The sequence below is a fragment of the Sagittula sp. MA-2 genome (assembly GCF_030126985.1).
Lineage (GTDB): Bacteria > Pseudomonadota > Alphaproteobacteria > Rhodobacterales > Rhodobacteraceae > Sagittula.
Genome location: NZ_CP126145.1, coordinates 3,553,352 through 3,567,272, shown reverse-complemented (window position 1 = coordinate 3,567,272; position 13,921 = coordinate 3,553,352). Strand labels below are relative to the sequence as shown.

18 protein-coding genes are annotated in these 13,921 nt (G+C 68.6%); 6 read left to right on the top strand and 12 right to left on the bottom strand.

Annotated features, from left to right (window positions below):
• The first annotated feature begins 119 nt into the window (after positions 1–119).
• Entirely contained in the window at positions 120–899 is a 780-nt protein-coding gene (locus QNI11_RS17460) for an enoyl-CoA hydratase-related protein (RefSeq protein ID WP_283981107.1), read from the top strand.
• A gap of 1 nt (position 900) precedes the next feature.
• The gene (locus tag QNI11_RS17455; protein ID WP_283981106.1) at positions 901–1,416 is read left to right on the top strand and encodes a thioesterase family protein; all 516 of its coding nucleotides are present in this window, start codon (positions 901–903) and stop codon (positions 1,414–1,416) included.
• A 240-nt stretch (positions 1,417–1,656) separates the two neighbouring features.
• Here QNI11_RS17455 and QNI11_RS17450 read toward each other — a convergent pair whose 3' ends face one another.
• The 6 genes from QNI11_RS17450 to QNI11_RS17425 all read right to left on the bottom strand — a co-directional run bounded on the left by QNI11_RS17450 (position 1,657) and on the right by QNI11_RS17425 (position 6,547).
• Positions 1,657–2,640, bottom strand: a complete 984-nt coding sequence (locus tag QNI11_RS17450; protein ID WP_100929344.1) for an ABC transporter substrate-binding protein — start codon at positions 2,638–2,640, stop codon at positions 1,657–1,659.
• Between the two features lie 54 nt (positions 2,641–2,694).
• Positions 2,695–3,543, bottom strand: coding sequence for an ABC transporter permease (locus QNI11_RS17445; RefSeq protein ID WP_283981105.1), 849 nt, complete (start codon positions 3,541–3,543; stop codon positions 2,695–2,697).
• 415 nt (positions 3,544–3,958) lie between these two features.
• The gene (locus QNI11_RS17440) at positions 3,959–4,909 is read right to left on the bottom strand and encodes an ABC transporter permease (protein WP_283981104.1); all 951 of its coding nucleotides are present in this window, start codon (positions 4,907–4,909) and stop codon (positions 3,959–3,961) included.
• Positions 4,906–5,334: a GNAT family N-acetyltransferase gene (locus tag QNI11_RS17435; protein WP_100929347.1), complete on the bottom strand. Its 429-nt coding sequence runs from the start codon at positions 5,332–5,334 to the stop codon at positions 4,906–4,908. The genes QNI11_RS17440 and QNI11_RS17435 overlap by 4 nt, the downstream gene beginning before the upstream one ends.
• Positions 5,331–5,771, bottom strand: a complete 441-nt coding sequence (locus QNI11_RS17430) for a GNAT family N-acetyltransferase (protein WP_283981103.1) — start codon at positions 5,769–5,771, stop codon at positions 5,331–5,333. Before QNI11_RS17430 ends, QNI11_RS17435 begins: the two co-directional genes overlap by 4 nt.
• Positions 5,768–6,547, bottom strand: a complete 780-nt coding sequence (locus QNI11_RS17425; RefSeq protein ID WP_100929348.1) for an ABC transporter ATP-binding protein — start codon at positions 6,545–6,547, stop codon at positions 5,768–5,770. The genes QNI11_RS17430 and QNI11_RS17425 overlap by 4 nt, the downstream gene beginning before the upstream one ends.
• Before the next feature lie 203 nt (positions 6,548–6,750).
• Between QNI11_RS17425 and QNI11_RS17420 the strand changes: the two genes are divergently transcribed.
• Positions 6,751–7,149, top strand: a complete 399-nt coding sequence (locus tag QNI11_RS17420) for a cupin domain-containing protein (RefSeq protein ID WP_283981102.1) — start codon at positions 6,751–6,753, stop codon at positions 7,147–7,149.
• Between the two features lie 169 nt (positions 7,150–7,318).
• Here QNI11_RS17420 and QNI11_RS17415 read toward each other — a convergent pair whose 3' ends face one another.
• Genes QNI11_RS17415 through QNI11_RS17400 form a run of 4 tightly spaced genes read right to left on the bottom strand, consistent with a single transcriptional unit; the run spans position 7,319 to position 9,517 of the window.
• A complete protein-coding gene (locus QNI11_RS17415; RefSeq protein WP_283981101.1) occupies positions 7,319–7,516 on the bottom strand; it encodes a hypothetical protein in 198 nt (65 codons plus the stop codon).
• Positions 7,517–7,530: 14 nt separating this feature from the next.
• Positions 7,531–8,988: a dihydropyrimidinase gene (gene hydA / locus QNI11_RS17410; RefSeq protein WP_283981100.1), complete on the bottom strand. Its 1,458-nt coding sequence runs from the start codon at positions 8,986–8,988 to the stop codon at positions 7,531–7,533.
• The gene (locus QNI11_RS17405; RefSeq protein ID WP_100929351.1) at positions 8,985–9,272 is read right to left on the bottom strand and encodes a hypothetical protein; all 288 of its coding nucleotides are present in this window, start codon (positions 9,270–9,272) and stop codon (positions 8,985–8,987) included. The genes hydA and QNI11_RS17405 overlap by 4 nt, the downstream gene beginning before the upstream one ends.
• Before the next feature lie 5 nt (positions 9,273–9,277).
• Positions 9,278–9,517 carry a hypothetical protein gene (locus QNI11_RS17400; RefSeq protein ID WP_100929352.1) on the bottom strand — a complete coding sequence of 80 codons (240 nt, stop codon included), beginning with the start codon at positions 9,515–9,517 and terminating at the stop codon, positions 9,278–9,280.
• A gap of 116 nt (positions 9,518–9,633) precedes the next feature.
• On the opposite strand from QNI11_RS17400, the gene QNI11_RS17395 reads away from it, so the two are divergent.
• Positions 9,634–9,876 carry a hypothetical protein gene (locus QNI11_RS17395; RefSeq protein ID WP_283981099.1) on the top strand — a complete coding sequence of 81 codons (243 nt, stop codon included), beginning with the start codon at positions 9,634–9,636 and terminating at the stop codon, positions 9,874–9,876.
• Between the two features lie 242 nt (positions 9,877–10,118).
• Here QNI11_RS17395 and QNI11_RS17390 read toward each other — a convergent pair whose 3' ends face one another.
• Positions 10,119–11,369 carry a Zn-dependent hydrolase gene (locus QNI11_RS17390; RefSeq protein WP_283981098.1) on the bottom strand — a complete coding sequence of 417 codons (1,251 nt, stop codon included), beginning with the start codon at positions 11,367–11,369 and terminating at the stop codon, positions 10,119–10,121.
• A gap of 149 nt (positions 11,370–11,518) precedes the next feature.
• Here QNI11_RS17390 and QNI11_RS17385 point away from each other — a divergent pair, with 149 nt between their 5' ends.
• Together QNI11_RS17385 and QNI11_RS17380 are read left to right on the top strand one after the other, a co-directional pair.
• Positions 11,519–12,151, top strand: a complete 633-nt coding sequence (locus QNI11_RS17385; RefSeq protein WP_100929355.1) for a TetR family transcriptional regulator C-terminal domain-containing protein — start codon at positions 11,519–11,521, stop codon at positions 12,149–12,151.
• Positions 12,152–12,210: 59 nt separating this feature from the next.
• Positions 12,211–12,447, top strand: coding sequence for a hypothetical protein (locus QNI11_RS17380; protein ID WP_100929356.1), 237 nt, complete (start codon positions 12,211–12,213; stop codon positions 12,445–12,447).
• A gap of 93 nt (positions 12,448–12,540) precedes the next feature.
• On the opposite strand, the gene preA is transcribed toward QNI11_RS17380, so the two are convergent.
• A complete protein-coding gene (preA, locus tag QNI11_RS17375; protein ID WP_283981097.1) occupies positions 12,541–13,845 on the bottom strand; it encodes an NAD-dependent dihydropyrimidine dehydrogenase subunit PreA in 1,305 nt (434 codons plus the stop codon).
• Positions 13,846–13,921 lie beyond the last annotated feature (76 nt).

Sequence of the window (13,921 nt, the reverse complement as noted above, 5' to 3'; positions counted from 1 at the left end):
GGTCCGCAGGGGCGGCGGCGCCGCCGGACGGGCGCTTTGCCCGGTTTTTGGGCAGCCTCCGACCTTGCCTCCGGACGCGCCATGGCCCAGCGTACCTGGGCAAGCGAAGGAGCCGGACGATGGCGGATGTGACGGTGGGGGTGCGCGGGCGCGTGCTGGAGGTGGTGCTGAAACGCGGCAAGGTGAACGCCATCGACGCGGCGACGTCGCGGGCGCTGGGCGCCGCCTTCCAGGAGCTGCAGGAGGACGACGGGCTCTCGGTGGGCATCGTCACCGCCGAGGGGCGCTTCTTCTCCGCCGGCTGGGACCTCAAGGCCGCGCAGGAGGGCGAGGACCCGGAGGCCGACATGGGCCCGGGCGGCTTTGCCGGCCTGACGGAGTTCTGGGGGCTGACGAAACCGGTGATCGCCGCGGTCAACGGCACGGCGCTGGGCGGCGGGTTCGAACTGGCGCTGTCGGCAGACATGATCGTCGCCGCCGAAGGGGCGGAGTTCGGCCTGCCGGAGACCTCGATCGGCCTCGTGCCGGATTCCGGCGGTGTGATCCGCCTGCCGCGCCGCCTGCCGCGCGCCGTCGCGATGGAGATGCTGATGACCGCCCGCCGCGCCCCCGCCGCGGAACTGCTGCGCTGGGGCGTGATCAACGCCGTGGTGCCCGCCGATGCGCTGATGACGGAGGCGCGCGCGCTGGCCGACCGCGTCGCCGCCTGCGCGCCGCTCTCGCTCCGCGCGGTCAAGGAGATCGCCCGCGCGACGGAGGGACTCTCGGAACAGGAGGCCTTCGCCCGGATGCGCGCCGGCGGGCTGGAGGCCTACGGCCGGCTCTACGACAGCGCCGACGCAAAGGAAGGCGTGGCGGCGGTCATGGAGAAACGCTCCCCCGTCTGGACGGGGCGCTGACATGCTGAAGACGGAAACCTTCCTGCACGCCTGGACCGGCCGGGTGGACGCGCCGCTCAGGCTGGTGGAAAACGTCGTCCGGCCCGAATGGGTGGACGAATACGGCCACATGAACATGGCGCATTACCTGACCGCCTGCGACCAGGCGAACTGGGCCTTCTTCAACTGGATCAACGATCCGCTGCGGATGGAGGCGCGCGACGGCCACGAATACGTCATCGTGGAAAACCACGTCACCTATTCCGGCGAACTGGCCGAGGGCGACGCCTTCACGATCGAGACGCAGCTCCTCGACTGGGATGCCAAACGCTACATCCTCTTCCACCGGGTGCTGGACGCCTCGGGACAGGTGGCGGCCACCAACGAGGCGAAGATGCTGGGCTTCAACCTCCGCACCCGCCGCCCCGAAGCCTGGGGCGCCATCCCGTCGGAACGCCTCGCCCGCATCGCCGAGGCGCATGGAACCCTCGCGACGCCCGGGCAGGCCGGACAGGGCATCGTGCTGGGCAGACGTTAGGGCAACGGCCGTTCCGGCCGGAAGGGGGCTCCGCCCCCGCCTCCCTCGCGGGAGGCTCCCCCGAGGTATTTGGACCAAGATGAAGACAAGGCGCGAAAGATCTGCGCGGGGCAGGCAACACCGCGCGCCGCGCGCCCTGCTTCTTTGCTTCGCAAATACTCTGAAGGGGGTCCGGGGGAAGTGAAACTTCCCCCGGCGGGTCGCTGACGCAGTCAGCGAAACCCGTTCATCGCAGGGCCCTTACTGGAGGGCCTTGTCGCTGACCGCGTGGGTCCAGGCGCCTTCCGGCTCCTTGGTGATGACCGGGTCGGAGCCGCCCGCCAGCAAGGTCTCCACCGTGCGCTGGTAGTCGGCCTCGTCCAGGGCGCCGTTGGAGCCCGCCGTCAGCTTGGCGACCTCACCCATCATGCGGATCTGGTGCTCTTCGGTCTGGGCGCCGGTCTCGTCGTAGTCGAGCACGATCATCGCCGCCTCTTCGGGATTCTCCTCGGCCCATTTCCAGCCCTGCATCGAGGCATCGACGAAGCGCGCCATCTTGTCCACGAAGGCCTCGTCGGAGAGGTCGTCCTCAAGCACGTAGAGGCCGTCCTCCATGGTGGCGACGCCCTGGTCCTGGTACTTGAAGGTGATCAGTTCGTCCTCGGACACACCCGCGTCGATGACCTGCCAGTACTCGTTGTAGGTCATGGTTGAGATGCAGTCGGCCTGGCGCTGCAGCAGCGGGTCGACGTTGAAGCCCTGCTTCAGCACCTCGACGGAGCCTTCGGCCTTGCCGTCGGTCTTGATGCCGAGCGAGGACATCCACGACAGGAAGGGGTACTCGTTACCGAAGAACCACACGCCCAGCGTGCGGTTGGCGAGGTCGGCGGGTTCCTCGATGCCCACGTCGCCCCAGCAGGTCAGCATCATGCCCGACGACTTGAAGGGCTGGGCGATGTTGACCAGCGGCAGACCGTTCTCGCGTGCGGCCAGCGCCGCGGGCATCCACTCGACGATGACGTCGGCGCCGCCGCCGGCGATCACCTGGGTCGGCGCGATGTCGGGGCCGCCGGGCAGGATGGTGACGTTCAGGTCGGCCTCTTCGTAGAAGCCCTGCTCGAGCGCCACGTAGTAGCCGGCGAACTGCGCCTGGGTGACCCACTTCAGCTGAAGCGTGACGTCGTCGGCGGCGAAGGCCGGCGCGGCGAGCGCGAGGGCTGCCGTGGTGGAAAGGATATACTTCATTTTTACCTCCGGTTGGTGTTGGCCCCTCGTTGATGCGGGGGCTTGGGGTGGATGTTAGCTGCCTCGGGTGGAGGCGTGCCAGAAGGTCATGCGCTTTTCGATCAGCGCGATCAGGCCGTAGAAGCCGGTGCCCGCCAAAGCGGCAACCACGATGGCCGACCAGACCATTGGCAGGTCGAGCTGGCCGATCGAGGTGGAGATGCGGAAGCCGAGGCCCAGGGTGGGCGAGCCGAAGAACTCCGCCACGATGGCGCCGATCAGCGCGAGGGTGGAGGTGATCTTCAGCCCGTTGAAGATGAAGGGCAGGGCGGCGGGCAGGCGCAGCGTCCAGAGCGTCTGGCCCCAGGTCGCGGCATAGGTCTTCATCAGGTCGCGCTGCATGGCGGTGGTCTCGGACAGGCCGGCGACGGTGTTCACCAGCATCGGGAAGTAGACCATGAGCACGACCACCGCGGCTTTCGACTGCCAGCCGAAGCCGAACCACATCACGAGGATGGGCGCGGTGCCGACGATGGGCAGCGCCGCCATGAAGTTGCCCAGCGGCAGGAGACCGCGCCGCAGGTAGTCGGAACGGTCGACGAGGAGCGCGGTCAGGAAGGCCGCGGCATTGCCGATGATGTAGCCGGAGAGCGCGCCCTTGAGGATCGTCTGGGTGAAGTCGCGCCACAGGAGGCCGGTGTTTTCGGCAAAGCGCCCGGCGATGTCGGAGGGCGGCGGCAGGATCACTGTGGGCACGCCTGCGCCGCGCACGATCAGCTCCCACATGGCGACCAGCGTGGCGCCGAAGATCAGCGGCACGGCAAGCTGCACCGCGCGGGTGTCGCGGGCGGAACCGTTGGCCAGCGCCACGTTCAGCGCGAAACCGGCGGCCCAGAGGGCGAGGGCGGCGAGGATCAGGGTCATGACGGGACTCGGGCGGCGGGTGTGGATTGGACGGTCACGGAAGGAGAGAAGCGGGGGCGCGTGGTGTGGGTCATGCGGGACCTCCGGCGGCGGTGCGGGCGGAGGGCGAGGAGGTGAGTATTTGGGAAGCAGAGAAACAGGGGCGGTGGCGCGGGGCGGGTGCGTCGCGGATCATGGCGGTTTCCGGCGGCGGTTCTGGCCGCCATCGGGGAGGAGGTGCGTGCCTGGCAGCCAGAGAAGCCGGGGCGGTGGCGCGGGACGGCGGTGGCGGCGCGGATCATGCGGGACCTCCGGCGGTGGTTTTGGCGGAGGGGGAGGAAGTGAGTATTTGCGAAGCAGAGAAGCCTGGGCAGTTTGCGTTTGTCCGGGGTGCGGAGGGGGGCGGGTTCGGGGGTGTGCGGTGTGGGGGCTTGGGTCATTGCGCCATTCCCATCCTGGTCAGCGTGCGGCGTTCCGCGGCGCCGATGGCCCAGACCAGCACCGCCGCGAGACCCGCGGCCATGAGGAGGGCGGCCCAGATCTGGGCGGTCTGGCCGTAGTAGCTGCCCGCCAGCATGCGCGCGCCGAGGCCGCCCTTCTGCACCGGCAGTTCGCCGACGATGGCGCCGACGAGGCTGGCCGCGATGGCGATCTTGAGCGAGGCGAAGAGGTAGGGCACCGATGCCGGCAGGCGCAGTTTCATCAGCACGTCGCGGGTGGGGGCGCTGTAGGTGCGCATCAGGTCCATCTGCATGGCGTCGGGCGAGCGCAGGCCCTTCACCATGCCGACGACCACCGGGAAGAACGACAGGTAGGCCGAGATCACCGCCTTGGGCAGCAGCCCCTGGATGCCGACTGAGTAGAGCACCACGATGATCATCGGCGCCAGCGCCACGATGGGGATGGTCTGGCTGACGATGGCCCAGGGCATGACGCTCATGTCCATGACGCGGCTGTGCACGATGCCGATGGCCAGCACGATGCCCAGCCCGGTGCCGATCAGGAAGCCCACGAAGGTCGCGTTGAGCGTCACGACCGCGTGGTAGAGCAGCCCGCGGTTCGACAGCGAGCCGGAGCGGACGAGGCCGCGCCGCCCGGTCAGTTCCTCCGCCACGGTCGAGGCGTAGAGTTCCGCCACCACCTGGTGCGGGGCGGGCAGGCGGGGCCGGTCGAGCGACCAGCTTTCGCCCAGGGCACCGAGGTTGCCGAAGACCAGCGCCCATGTGCCGGTGTCGCGGCGTTCCACGGCGGTGGCGGGGGTGACGGCGATCTCCGCGCGCTCGGCCCGGGTGAGGGTTTCCTGCACGTTCATCGGCACCACGGCCACGTACCAGATCGCCATGAGCGCCAGCAGGACGCCGAGCAGCGGGGGGATGAAGCGGCTCATGATCCGTACCTCGACCATTCCATGCGGAGCCGGCGCAGCGGCACCGGCTTTGTTTCGTCTTCCAGCCCGAGCGTCGCAAAGCCGTTGCGCCGCCAGAAGGTCTGGGCGCGGACGTTGGCCATCAGCGGGCAGACGCTGAGGAAGTCGCGGCCCTCGCGGGCGGTTTCGAGCAGGGCGGAGCCGTGGCCGCAGCCCGGCGTCCGGCAGTTCAGCGCGCCGATGTGCCCGTTGGAGGGATCGAGCGACAGGTAGGCCTCCACCGGTTCGCCGATCACCCAGATGATGCGGTGCTGCAGGATGCCTTCGAACATCTCGCGGATCTTCTCTGCCGGGGTGGCGCGTTGCAGCCACGGCGTGCCGTCGATCCAGCCGTTCACCACCTCGGCGCAGTGCGGCAGGTCGTCGTTGTCGGCCAGACGGATCATCTTGCGACCTCGGTGCGGGTCCAGTCCATGCGCAGCATCGGGGGCGCGCCGTCGCGATCGGCGTCGAGGCGCGCGGTCTCGGTGAAGCCTTCGCGGCGGTAGAAGGCCTGCGCGCGGGTGTTGGGCGCATAGACCGTCAGCCAGAGCGTTTCGCGCCCTTCCTTGGCGAGGTCCATCAGCCGCTTGCCGGTGCCCTGGCCGGGACGGGCCAGGTAGATCGCGCCGATCCTGTTGCTGGAGGGGGCGATGGACAGGTAGCCCTCGACCGGGTCGCCCGCGACGTGCATGTCGCGGACCGGGAAGGCCTCTGCCAGGTAGCCGGTCAGGGTGTCCACGTCCGGGGTGCCCTGAATGTAGCCCGTGCCTGTCTCCCAGTCGTGCACGATCCGCGCGCAGGCGGGCATGTCGTCGGGGGTGGCGGCACGGATGGGGATCATTCGTCGTACCCCGCGCGCAGACCCTCGCGGACGCGGTGGGCGATCTCGATGAATTCCGGCGTGTCGCGGATGTCGAGCGGGCGGTCCTTTGGCAGGGGGCTTTCGATCACGTCGGTGATGCGGCCGGGACGGGGGCTCATGACGACGATGTGGGTCGAGAGGTAGACGGCTTCGGGGATGGAGTGGGTGACGAAGGCGATGGTCTTGCCGGTCTTGTCCCAGAGGCGCAGGACCTCCTCGTTCAGGCGGTCGCGGACGATCTCGTCCAGCGCGCCGAAGGGTTCGTCCATCAGCAGGATGTCGGCGTCGAAGGCCAGCGCCCGGGCGATGGAGGCGCGCTGCTGCATGCCGCCCGACAGTTGCCAGGGGAATTTTTTCTCGAAACCGGAAAGCTCGACCAGTTCCAGCACGCGGGCGATGCGTTGTTCGCGCTCGGCCTTCGAATAGCCCATGATCTCGAGCGGGAGGGCCACGTTGCGGCCGATGGTGCGCCACGGGTAGAGCCCGGCGGCCTGGAAGACGTAGCCGTAGGCGCGGGCGCGGCGGGCCTCGTCCGGGGTCATGCCGTTCACCGTCAGCGTGCCGCCGGTGGGGTGTTCGAGGGCGGCCATGCAGCGCAGGAAGGTGGTCTTGCCGCAGCCCGAGGGACCGATGAACGACACGAAGGCGCCCTTGGGGATGTCGAGCGAGACATCCTTCAGCGCGTGCACGGGGCCGTCGGCCGTCTGGAAGGTCAGGTCCAGGTTCTTTGCCTGGATCACCGGTTGGGCTGTCATCAAGGGAAGCTCCGGAAGTCGGCGGCCCCGGCGGCGTGGCCGGGATCGCATGTTTGGGTGGCAGGGCGCAGGCATCGCCGTCCCCATGAGTTGTCGGGGCCCGCGGTGCAGGCGTCAAGCGGTGCCTTCGGACGAAGACGGGTGATGACCGGCGGGTGACGCTCTGGCATCATCGCGCCACTGGGCACGAAAGGAGGTGCGGGATGGCGGATTGCGCGAAACTGCGGCCTGCGGGCACGTATGCGGGCAAGCAGGGGTTCGACTATTTCGAGGGGATCGCGAAGGAGACGGTCGGCGCGCAGGGCGTCTGCATGCACCTGCTGACCATTCCGCCCGGTGCGAGGGCCAAGGCCCACAAGCACGAGACGCACGAGACGGCGATCTACGTGATCTCCGGCACCGCGCGGATGTACTGGGGGGAGCGGCTGGAGCACGTCATGGACACCAAGGCGGGCGACATGATCTACATCCCGGCGGACGTGCCGCACCTGCCGTTCAACGACGGCGATACACCGGCGGTCGCGGTGATCGCGCGCACCGATCCGCACGAACAGGAGTCGGTTGTCCTGCTGCCGGAGCTGGAGGCGCTGGTGCCCGGTTGATCCGCGCCGCGCGCGGGTCATGGCGGGGTGTCCGTCCGGCTGCGCCCGTCTGATGGGGCGGCGAAAGAGGCGATCCGGGGACGGGGCTTGTGCGTCATGCAGCACCCTTGCACGGGGCCGGGTGACGCCGGCGGAGCGGGCCGTCTCATGCGGTGCGCGGGTTCCGGCCTCAGTCATCCGCGACTGCCCCGGCAACGGCTGTCGCCCCGGCGGTCACCGCGTCGGCGGCGGCGTCATCGGCGAGGGCGCGGAGGGCCATGAGCCCCCCGAGCGTGCGTTCGATCTGCGCCGGGCGACGCTGGTCGTGCCCGGGAAGGAAGTCGCCCCCCCGGGTCATGCCACCGCAGCCACACGCGCAGATTGCCATTTGTCCGTCCCCCTTCAGACGCCGGTGGCCGGGATGCCGGAGCGCTGCACCGGGCGGGGCGCGGTGAGGTCCTTCCACTTCGACAGCGCCTTGTTGGTGGGCGTGCCGGCCTTGCGCTCGACGAACTTGCCGTGGCCTTCCTGCGAAGTCAGCGTGCCGTCGGTCACGGCGACATGGCCGCGGGTCATGACGTAGCGCGGCAGGCCCTTCACCTTCTTGCCCTCGAAGACGTTGTAGTCGATGGCGCTGACCTGGCTGGCGGCGGTGATGGTCTTTTCCTTCTCGGGGTCGAGCACGAGGATGTCTGCGTCCGAGCCCACGCGGATCGCGCCCTTCCTCGGGTAGCAGTTGAGGATCTTGGCGATGTTGGTGGAGGTGACGGCGACGAATTCCTCCGGCGTCAGGCGGCCCGTGCCGACGCCCTGGGTCCAGAGCATCGGGATGCGGTCCTCGAGCCCGCCGGTGCCGTTCGGGATCTTGGTGAAGTCGCCCACGCCGAAACGCTTCTGGTCGGTGGTGAAGGCGCAGTGGTCGGTGGCGACGACGCTGAGCGAGCCCGACATCAGGCCCGCCCAGAGGCTGTCCTGGTGCTTCTGGTTGCGGAACGGCGGCGACATGACGCGGCGGGCGGCGTGGTCCCAGTCCTGGTTGAAGTACTCGGATTCGTCGAGCGTCAGGTGCTGGATCAGCGGCTCGCCCCAGACGCGCTTGCCCTGCTGGCGGGCGCGGCGGATGGCCTCGTGCGCCTCTTCGCAGGACACGTGCACGATGTAGAGCGGCACGCCCGCCATGTCGGCGATCATGATGGCGCGGTTGGCGGCCTCGCCCTCCACCTGCGGCGGGCGGGAATAGGCGTGGGCCTCGGGGCCGTTGTTGCCCTCGGCCAGCAGCTTGGCCGACAGTTCGGCCACCACGTCGCCGTTTTCGGCGTGGACCATGGCGATGCCGCCCAGTTCGGCGAGGCGCTGGAACGAGGCGTACATCTCGTCGTCGTTCACCATCAGCGCGCCCTTGTAGGCCATGAAGTGCTTGAAGGTGGTGATGCCGCGGGTGTCGATCACGGTCTTCATCTCGTTGAAGACCTGCTCGCCCCACCATGTGACGGCCATGTGGAAGGAGTAGTCGCAATGCGCCCGCGTCGACTTGTTGTCCCACATCTGCAGCGCGTCGAGCAGGCCCTGGCCGGGCGAGGGCAGGGCGAAGTCGATCACCATGGTGGTGCCGCCCGCCAGCGCCGCGCGGGTGCCGCTGTCGAAGTCGTCGGTGGAATAGGTGCCCATGAAGGGCATTTCGAGGTGGGTGTGCGGGTCGATGCCGCCGGGCATGACGTAGCAGCCGGTTGCATCCAGTTCCTTGTCGCCCTTCAGGCCCTCGCCGATCTCGGTGATGATGCCGTTTTCGACCGCGACATCGGCCTTGTAGCTCAGGTCGGCGGTGACGACGGTGCCGTTCTTGATGACTGTGGTGGTCATGTGATGCTCCCTGTGTCCGGGTCGTTGCCCGGTGTCTCGGTGAAGGCCCGGGCCAGATGCGCCGCGGCGCGCCGGTGCCAGTGGTCCGCGTCTGGGCGGAAGGCGATGTCGTTCTGCCGCTCCATCGCGGCTTCGAGGTTCCAGAGGGCCTGTGCCTCCGGCAGGTTGCCCGCTTCGGCCTGTGCGTCGCCCAGCCTGTCGGCCAGCCCGGCCAGGACGCAGATGTCCGCCACCGACAGGGTCACTGTCACCGGGGCATCGAGGTCGACATCGGGCAGGTCCATGCGGATCAGCCCACGCAGTCCAGGAAATGGAACTTCCCGTCCTGACGATAGTAGAAGCACAGGTCGTCCGTCACGAAGACTTCGCTGAGCGGGACGCCTGCGGGCAGGCCATCGGCGATGCCGAGCGGCAGGTCGAAGTCCACGGGTTTGACCCTGACGGTCTCGGCGGGCAGCGGGTCGGCCCCGAGGGTCGCCAGCGCCAGCAGCCCGATGCAGCAGATCAGCGAGAGCGAGAGGCGGTTCATGGGCAGGCCCCGTATGCAGCGGCGGGCGCCGCCGCGTATGCAACCGCTGGCATGGCCCCCGCGTTGATGGGGAAAGGGCGGGCCATGGCTGCGCCGCCCGCAGATGAGGATATCCGATGAACGAGACCGACACCCGCCTGCACGAGGCGCTGGAAAACATGTTCGACACCGAAGAGGACACGGGCAACGAGACGCTCGAGGTCACGGCCCGCGAGCTGGCCAATGCCGCCGAGGTGGAAGGCAAGACCGGCTCCGTCAGCACCGAGGCGGCGCTGGCCGTCCTGCGCGAGGCCGCCGGCCCGGGCGACGAGATCGACGGCGAGACGGCACGGTTCGCCATGCCGCGCAACAGGGCGTAGGCCAGCCGAAGACCGCGCCGGTCCGTCCGGGGCGCATCGCGCCGGGGTCTGGCGGGCCGGGCGGGTCATTCTGTCGGGCAGGCGGCCCGACGCCCGCCCATACCCGTGGTCCGACAGGTGGCATGGGCCACACGACTGCAGCGGGTGACGGGCCGCAAAGCCTGTCCGGCCGCGCTCCCGCCACTGCTCTGGTCGGGTGGAATCCACGTGAATGCCATGTCCGCTCGTGTCCCCTCCGCGCGTTACGATACGATTTCCGCCGTCTCGACCACCGCGTGGAACAGCACGTCGGTGCCGGCCTTGGCCCATTCCTTCGAGATCTCCTCGGCCTCGTTGTGCGACAGGCCGTCGACGCAGGGGCACATGATCATCGCGGTGGGCGCCACCTCGTTGATCCAGCAGGCGTCGTGGCCCGCGCCGGAGACCAGGTTCATGTGGCTGTAGCCCAGCCGTTCCGCCGCGTTGCGCACGGCGGTCACGCAGCCCTCGTCGAAGGTGACGGGGTCGAAGTGGCCGACCGGCTCGATCTCGAGCCCGAGGCCCAGCTCGTCGGCGATCTCCTTCGCCTTCGCCTCGTACTGCTCACGCATGGAGGTGAGTTTTCCGAGGTCGGGAGAGCGGAAGTCGACGGTGAAGACCACCTTGCCGGGGATCACGTTGCGGGAGTTCGGGTAGACGTCGCAGTGCCCCACCGCGCCCACGGCGTGCGGCTGGTGGGCCATGGCGATCTGATGCGCGGCCTCGGTCATGCGGGCCATGCCGAGCCCTGCGTTGACCCGCATGTTCATCGGCGTGGAGCCGGTGTGCGCGTCCTTGCCGGTGACGGTGCATTGCAGCCACCACAGGCCCTGCCCGTGGGTGACGACGCCGATGTCCTTGCCCTCGGCCTCGAGGATCGGGCCCTGCTCGATGTGCAGTTCGAACATGGCGTGCATCTTGCGGGCGCCGACCTTCTCGTCGCCCTTCCAGCCGATGCGCTCCAGCTCGGACCCGAAGGTCTTGCCCTCCGCGTCCTCGCGGTCATAGGCCCATTGCAGGTCGTGCTTGCCGGCGAAGACGCCGGAGGCCAGCATCGCCGGGGCGAAGCGTGTGCCTTCCTCGTTGGTCCAGTTGGTCACGACGATGGGGTGTTTGGTCTTGATGCCGGTGTCGTTGAGCGAGCGGATGACCTCCAGCCCGCCCAGCACGCCCAGCACACCGTCGTACTTGCCGCCCGTGGGCTGCGTGTCGAGGTGGCTGCCCACGTAGACCGGCAGCGCGTCCGGGTCGGTGCCTTCGCGGCGGGCGAACATGTTGCCGATCTCGTCCAGCCCCATGGTGCAGCCCGCCTCCTCGCACCAGGCCTTGAACAGGGCGCGGCCCTCGGCGTCGGCATCGGTCAGGGTCTGGCGGTTGTTGCCGCCCGCGACTCCCGGTCCGATCTTTGCCATCTCCATCAGGCTGTCCCACAGGCGGTCGCCGTTGATCGTGAGATTTGCGGCTGGTGCTGCCATTTCGTACACTCCCCTTCGGACCCAACTGCCAAGGGTCTCTTGCGATTTGACCAATCGGTCAAAAGAACGCTACCAAAGGACAGATTCCAGTCAAGCGCCGCGCCGTGAATTCCGGCAGTCGCTTAAATAAAGGGCAGGCAGGGGCGGCGATGACGGAGAAAATGGCAGGCGTGCAGGCACAGGAAGTCCGGCCGCAGACACGCATCCAGCGGCAGAAAAGCGCCGCGATTCTGGAGGCGGGGCTGACGGTGTTTTCCGAGGCCGGGTTCCGGGGCGCGACGCTGGACCGGATCGCGATGGAGGCCGGTCTCTCGAAGCCCAACCTGCTGTATTACTTCCCTTCGAAGGACGCGATCTACGAGGCGCTGCTGCGCGAACTGCTGGAGACATGGCTGAACCCGCTGCGCGCCATCGACCCCGAGGGCGAGCCGGTGGACGAGATCCTGGGCTACGTGCGCCGCAAGCTGGAGATGGCCCGCGACTATCCCCGCGAAAGCCGCCTTTTCGCCAACGAGATCCTGCAGGGCGCGCCGCTGATCGGCCCGGTGCTGGAGGGCGAGCTGCGCGACATGGTGGACGAGACGGCCCGCCTGATCGACGGCTGGATCGCCGAGGGGCGCCTGGCCCCGGTCAATGCGCGGCACACGGTCTTCTCGATCTGGGCGCAGACGCAGCACTACGCGGATTTCGACGTGCAGGTGCGGGCGGTTCTGGGCGGGGAGGACTTCGACGGAGCGGCGGCGCACCTCGACACGCTGTTCCGGCGCCTGCTGCAGCCCTGACAGGGCCCTTCCGGGCTGCCGTTCACCCGGCATTTACCCCGATCCGGCAGGCTGCGGGGATGCAGAGTCTCCGCCTGTCGAACCACCGCCCCAACGAACCCTGGCTGGCCCAGATCTTCACCGCGAAGGCGGTGCAGAGCGGCGGCGTGGTGCGGCGCGCGGTGCAGGACGTGGAGCGGGAAGTGGGGCGCGATCGGCTGATGCAGGAGGTCGCGGCGCGCGGGTTTCACCTGATCGAATGCGGCGGGCAGTTCGTGATCGTCTGCCGGACCAGCGACCTGGTCGTGCACCTCTGAACGGAGAACGGCAGACTTTTCCTCGAAAAGTCTGCCGTGCCGAAGAGTTCTCGACGAGAACTCTTCGTGGGTGCGGCGCGCGCCGGACGTGCCTTATTCGGCGGCCTTGGCCATCGGGTTGTTCGGATGGGTCGTCCAGTTGGCGTAATCCGCCTCGACCGTGCGGCCGGTGCGCGGATCGACGGTGCCGGGGGCGAGCCGTTCCATGGTGATGCAGTCCTCCACCGGGCAGACGTCGAGGCACAGGTTGCAGGCCACGCATTCCGCATCGTTGACCTCGAAGGTGCGGTCCTCGTGCATCCAGATCGCCTGGTGGCTGGTGTCCTCGCAGGCGGCGAAGCAGCGGCCGCACTTGATGCAGGCGTCCTGGTCGATCCGGGCCTTGGTCACGTAGTTGAGGTTGAGGTACTGCCAGTCGGTGACGTTGGGCACCGCCTTGCCGACGAAATCGGCGGTGGAGGTATAGCCCTTCTCGTCCATCCACTGGCTGAGGCCGCGCTTCATCTCCTCGACGATGCGAAAGCCGTAGGTCATGGCGGCGGTGCAGACCTGCACGTTGCCGCAGCCCAGCACCATGAACTCTGCCGCGTCGCGCCAGGTGGTGACGCCGCCGATGCCGGAGATCGGCAGGCCGTGGGTTTCGGGGTCGCGGGCGATCTCGGAGACCATCGACAGGGCGATGGGTTTCACCGCCGGGCCGCAGTAGCCGCCGTGGCTGCCCTTGCCGTCGATGGTGGGTTCGGGGGTGAAATTGTCGAGGTCGACCGAGGTGATGGAGTTGATCGTGTTGATCAGCGACACCGCGTCGGCGCCGCCGTTGCGGGCCGCGGTGGCGGGCTTGCGGATGTCGGTGATGTTGGGCGTCAGCTTCACGATCACCGGCTTGTCGTAATACATCTTGCACCAGCGGGTGACCATCTCGATGTACTCGGGCACCTGGCCCACCGCCGCGCCCATGCCGCGTTCGGACATGCCGTGCGGGCAGCCGAAGTTCAGCTCGATGCCGTCGGCGCCGGTTTCCGCCACGCGCGGCAGGATCGCTTTCCAGGCGGCCTCCTCGCAGGGCACCATGATCGAGGCGATGAGCGCGCGGTCGGGGTAGTCGGCCTTCACCCGCGCCATTTCCTCGAGGTTGGTTTCGAGGGGGCGGTCGGTGATCAGCTCGATGTTGTTCAGGCCCAGCAGGCGGCGGTCGGCGCCGTGGATCGCGCCGTAGCGCGGGCCGTTGACGTTGACGACCGGCGGGCCTTCGGCGCCGAGGGTCTTCCAGACGACACCGCCCCAGCCGGCCTCGAAGGCGCGGCGGACGTTGTATTCCTTGTCGGTCGGCGGCGCGGAGGCCAGCCAGAAGGGGTTCGGGCTTTGGATGCCGACGAAATCGGTGGTGAGATCGGCCATGTGCTGTCTCCTGGTCGGGCGGCCTGCCCTGTCTGGCGGGAGGCCTGGGCGGAGGGGTGGGGCCCGGCCTGGTGGC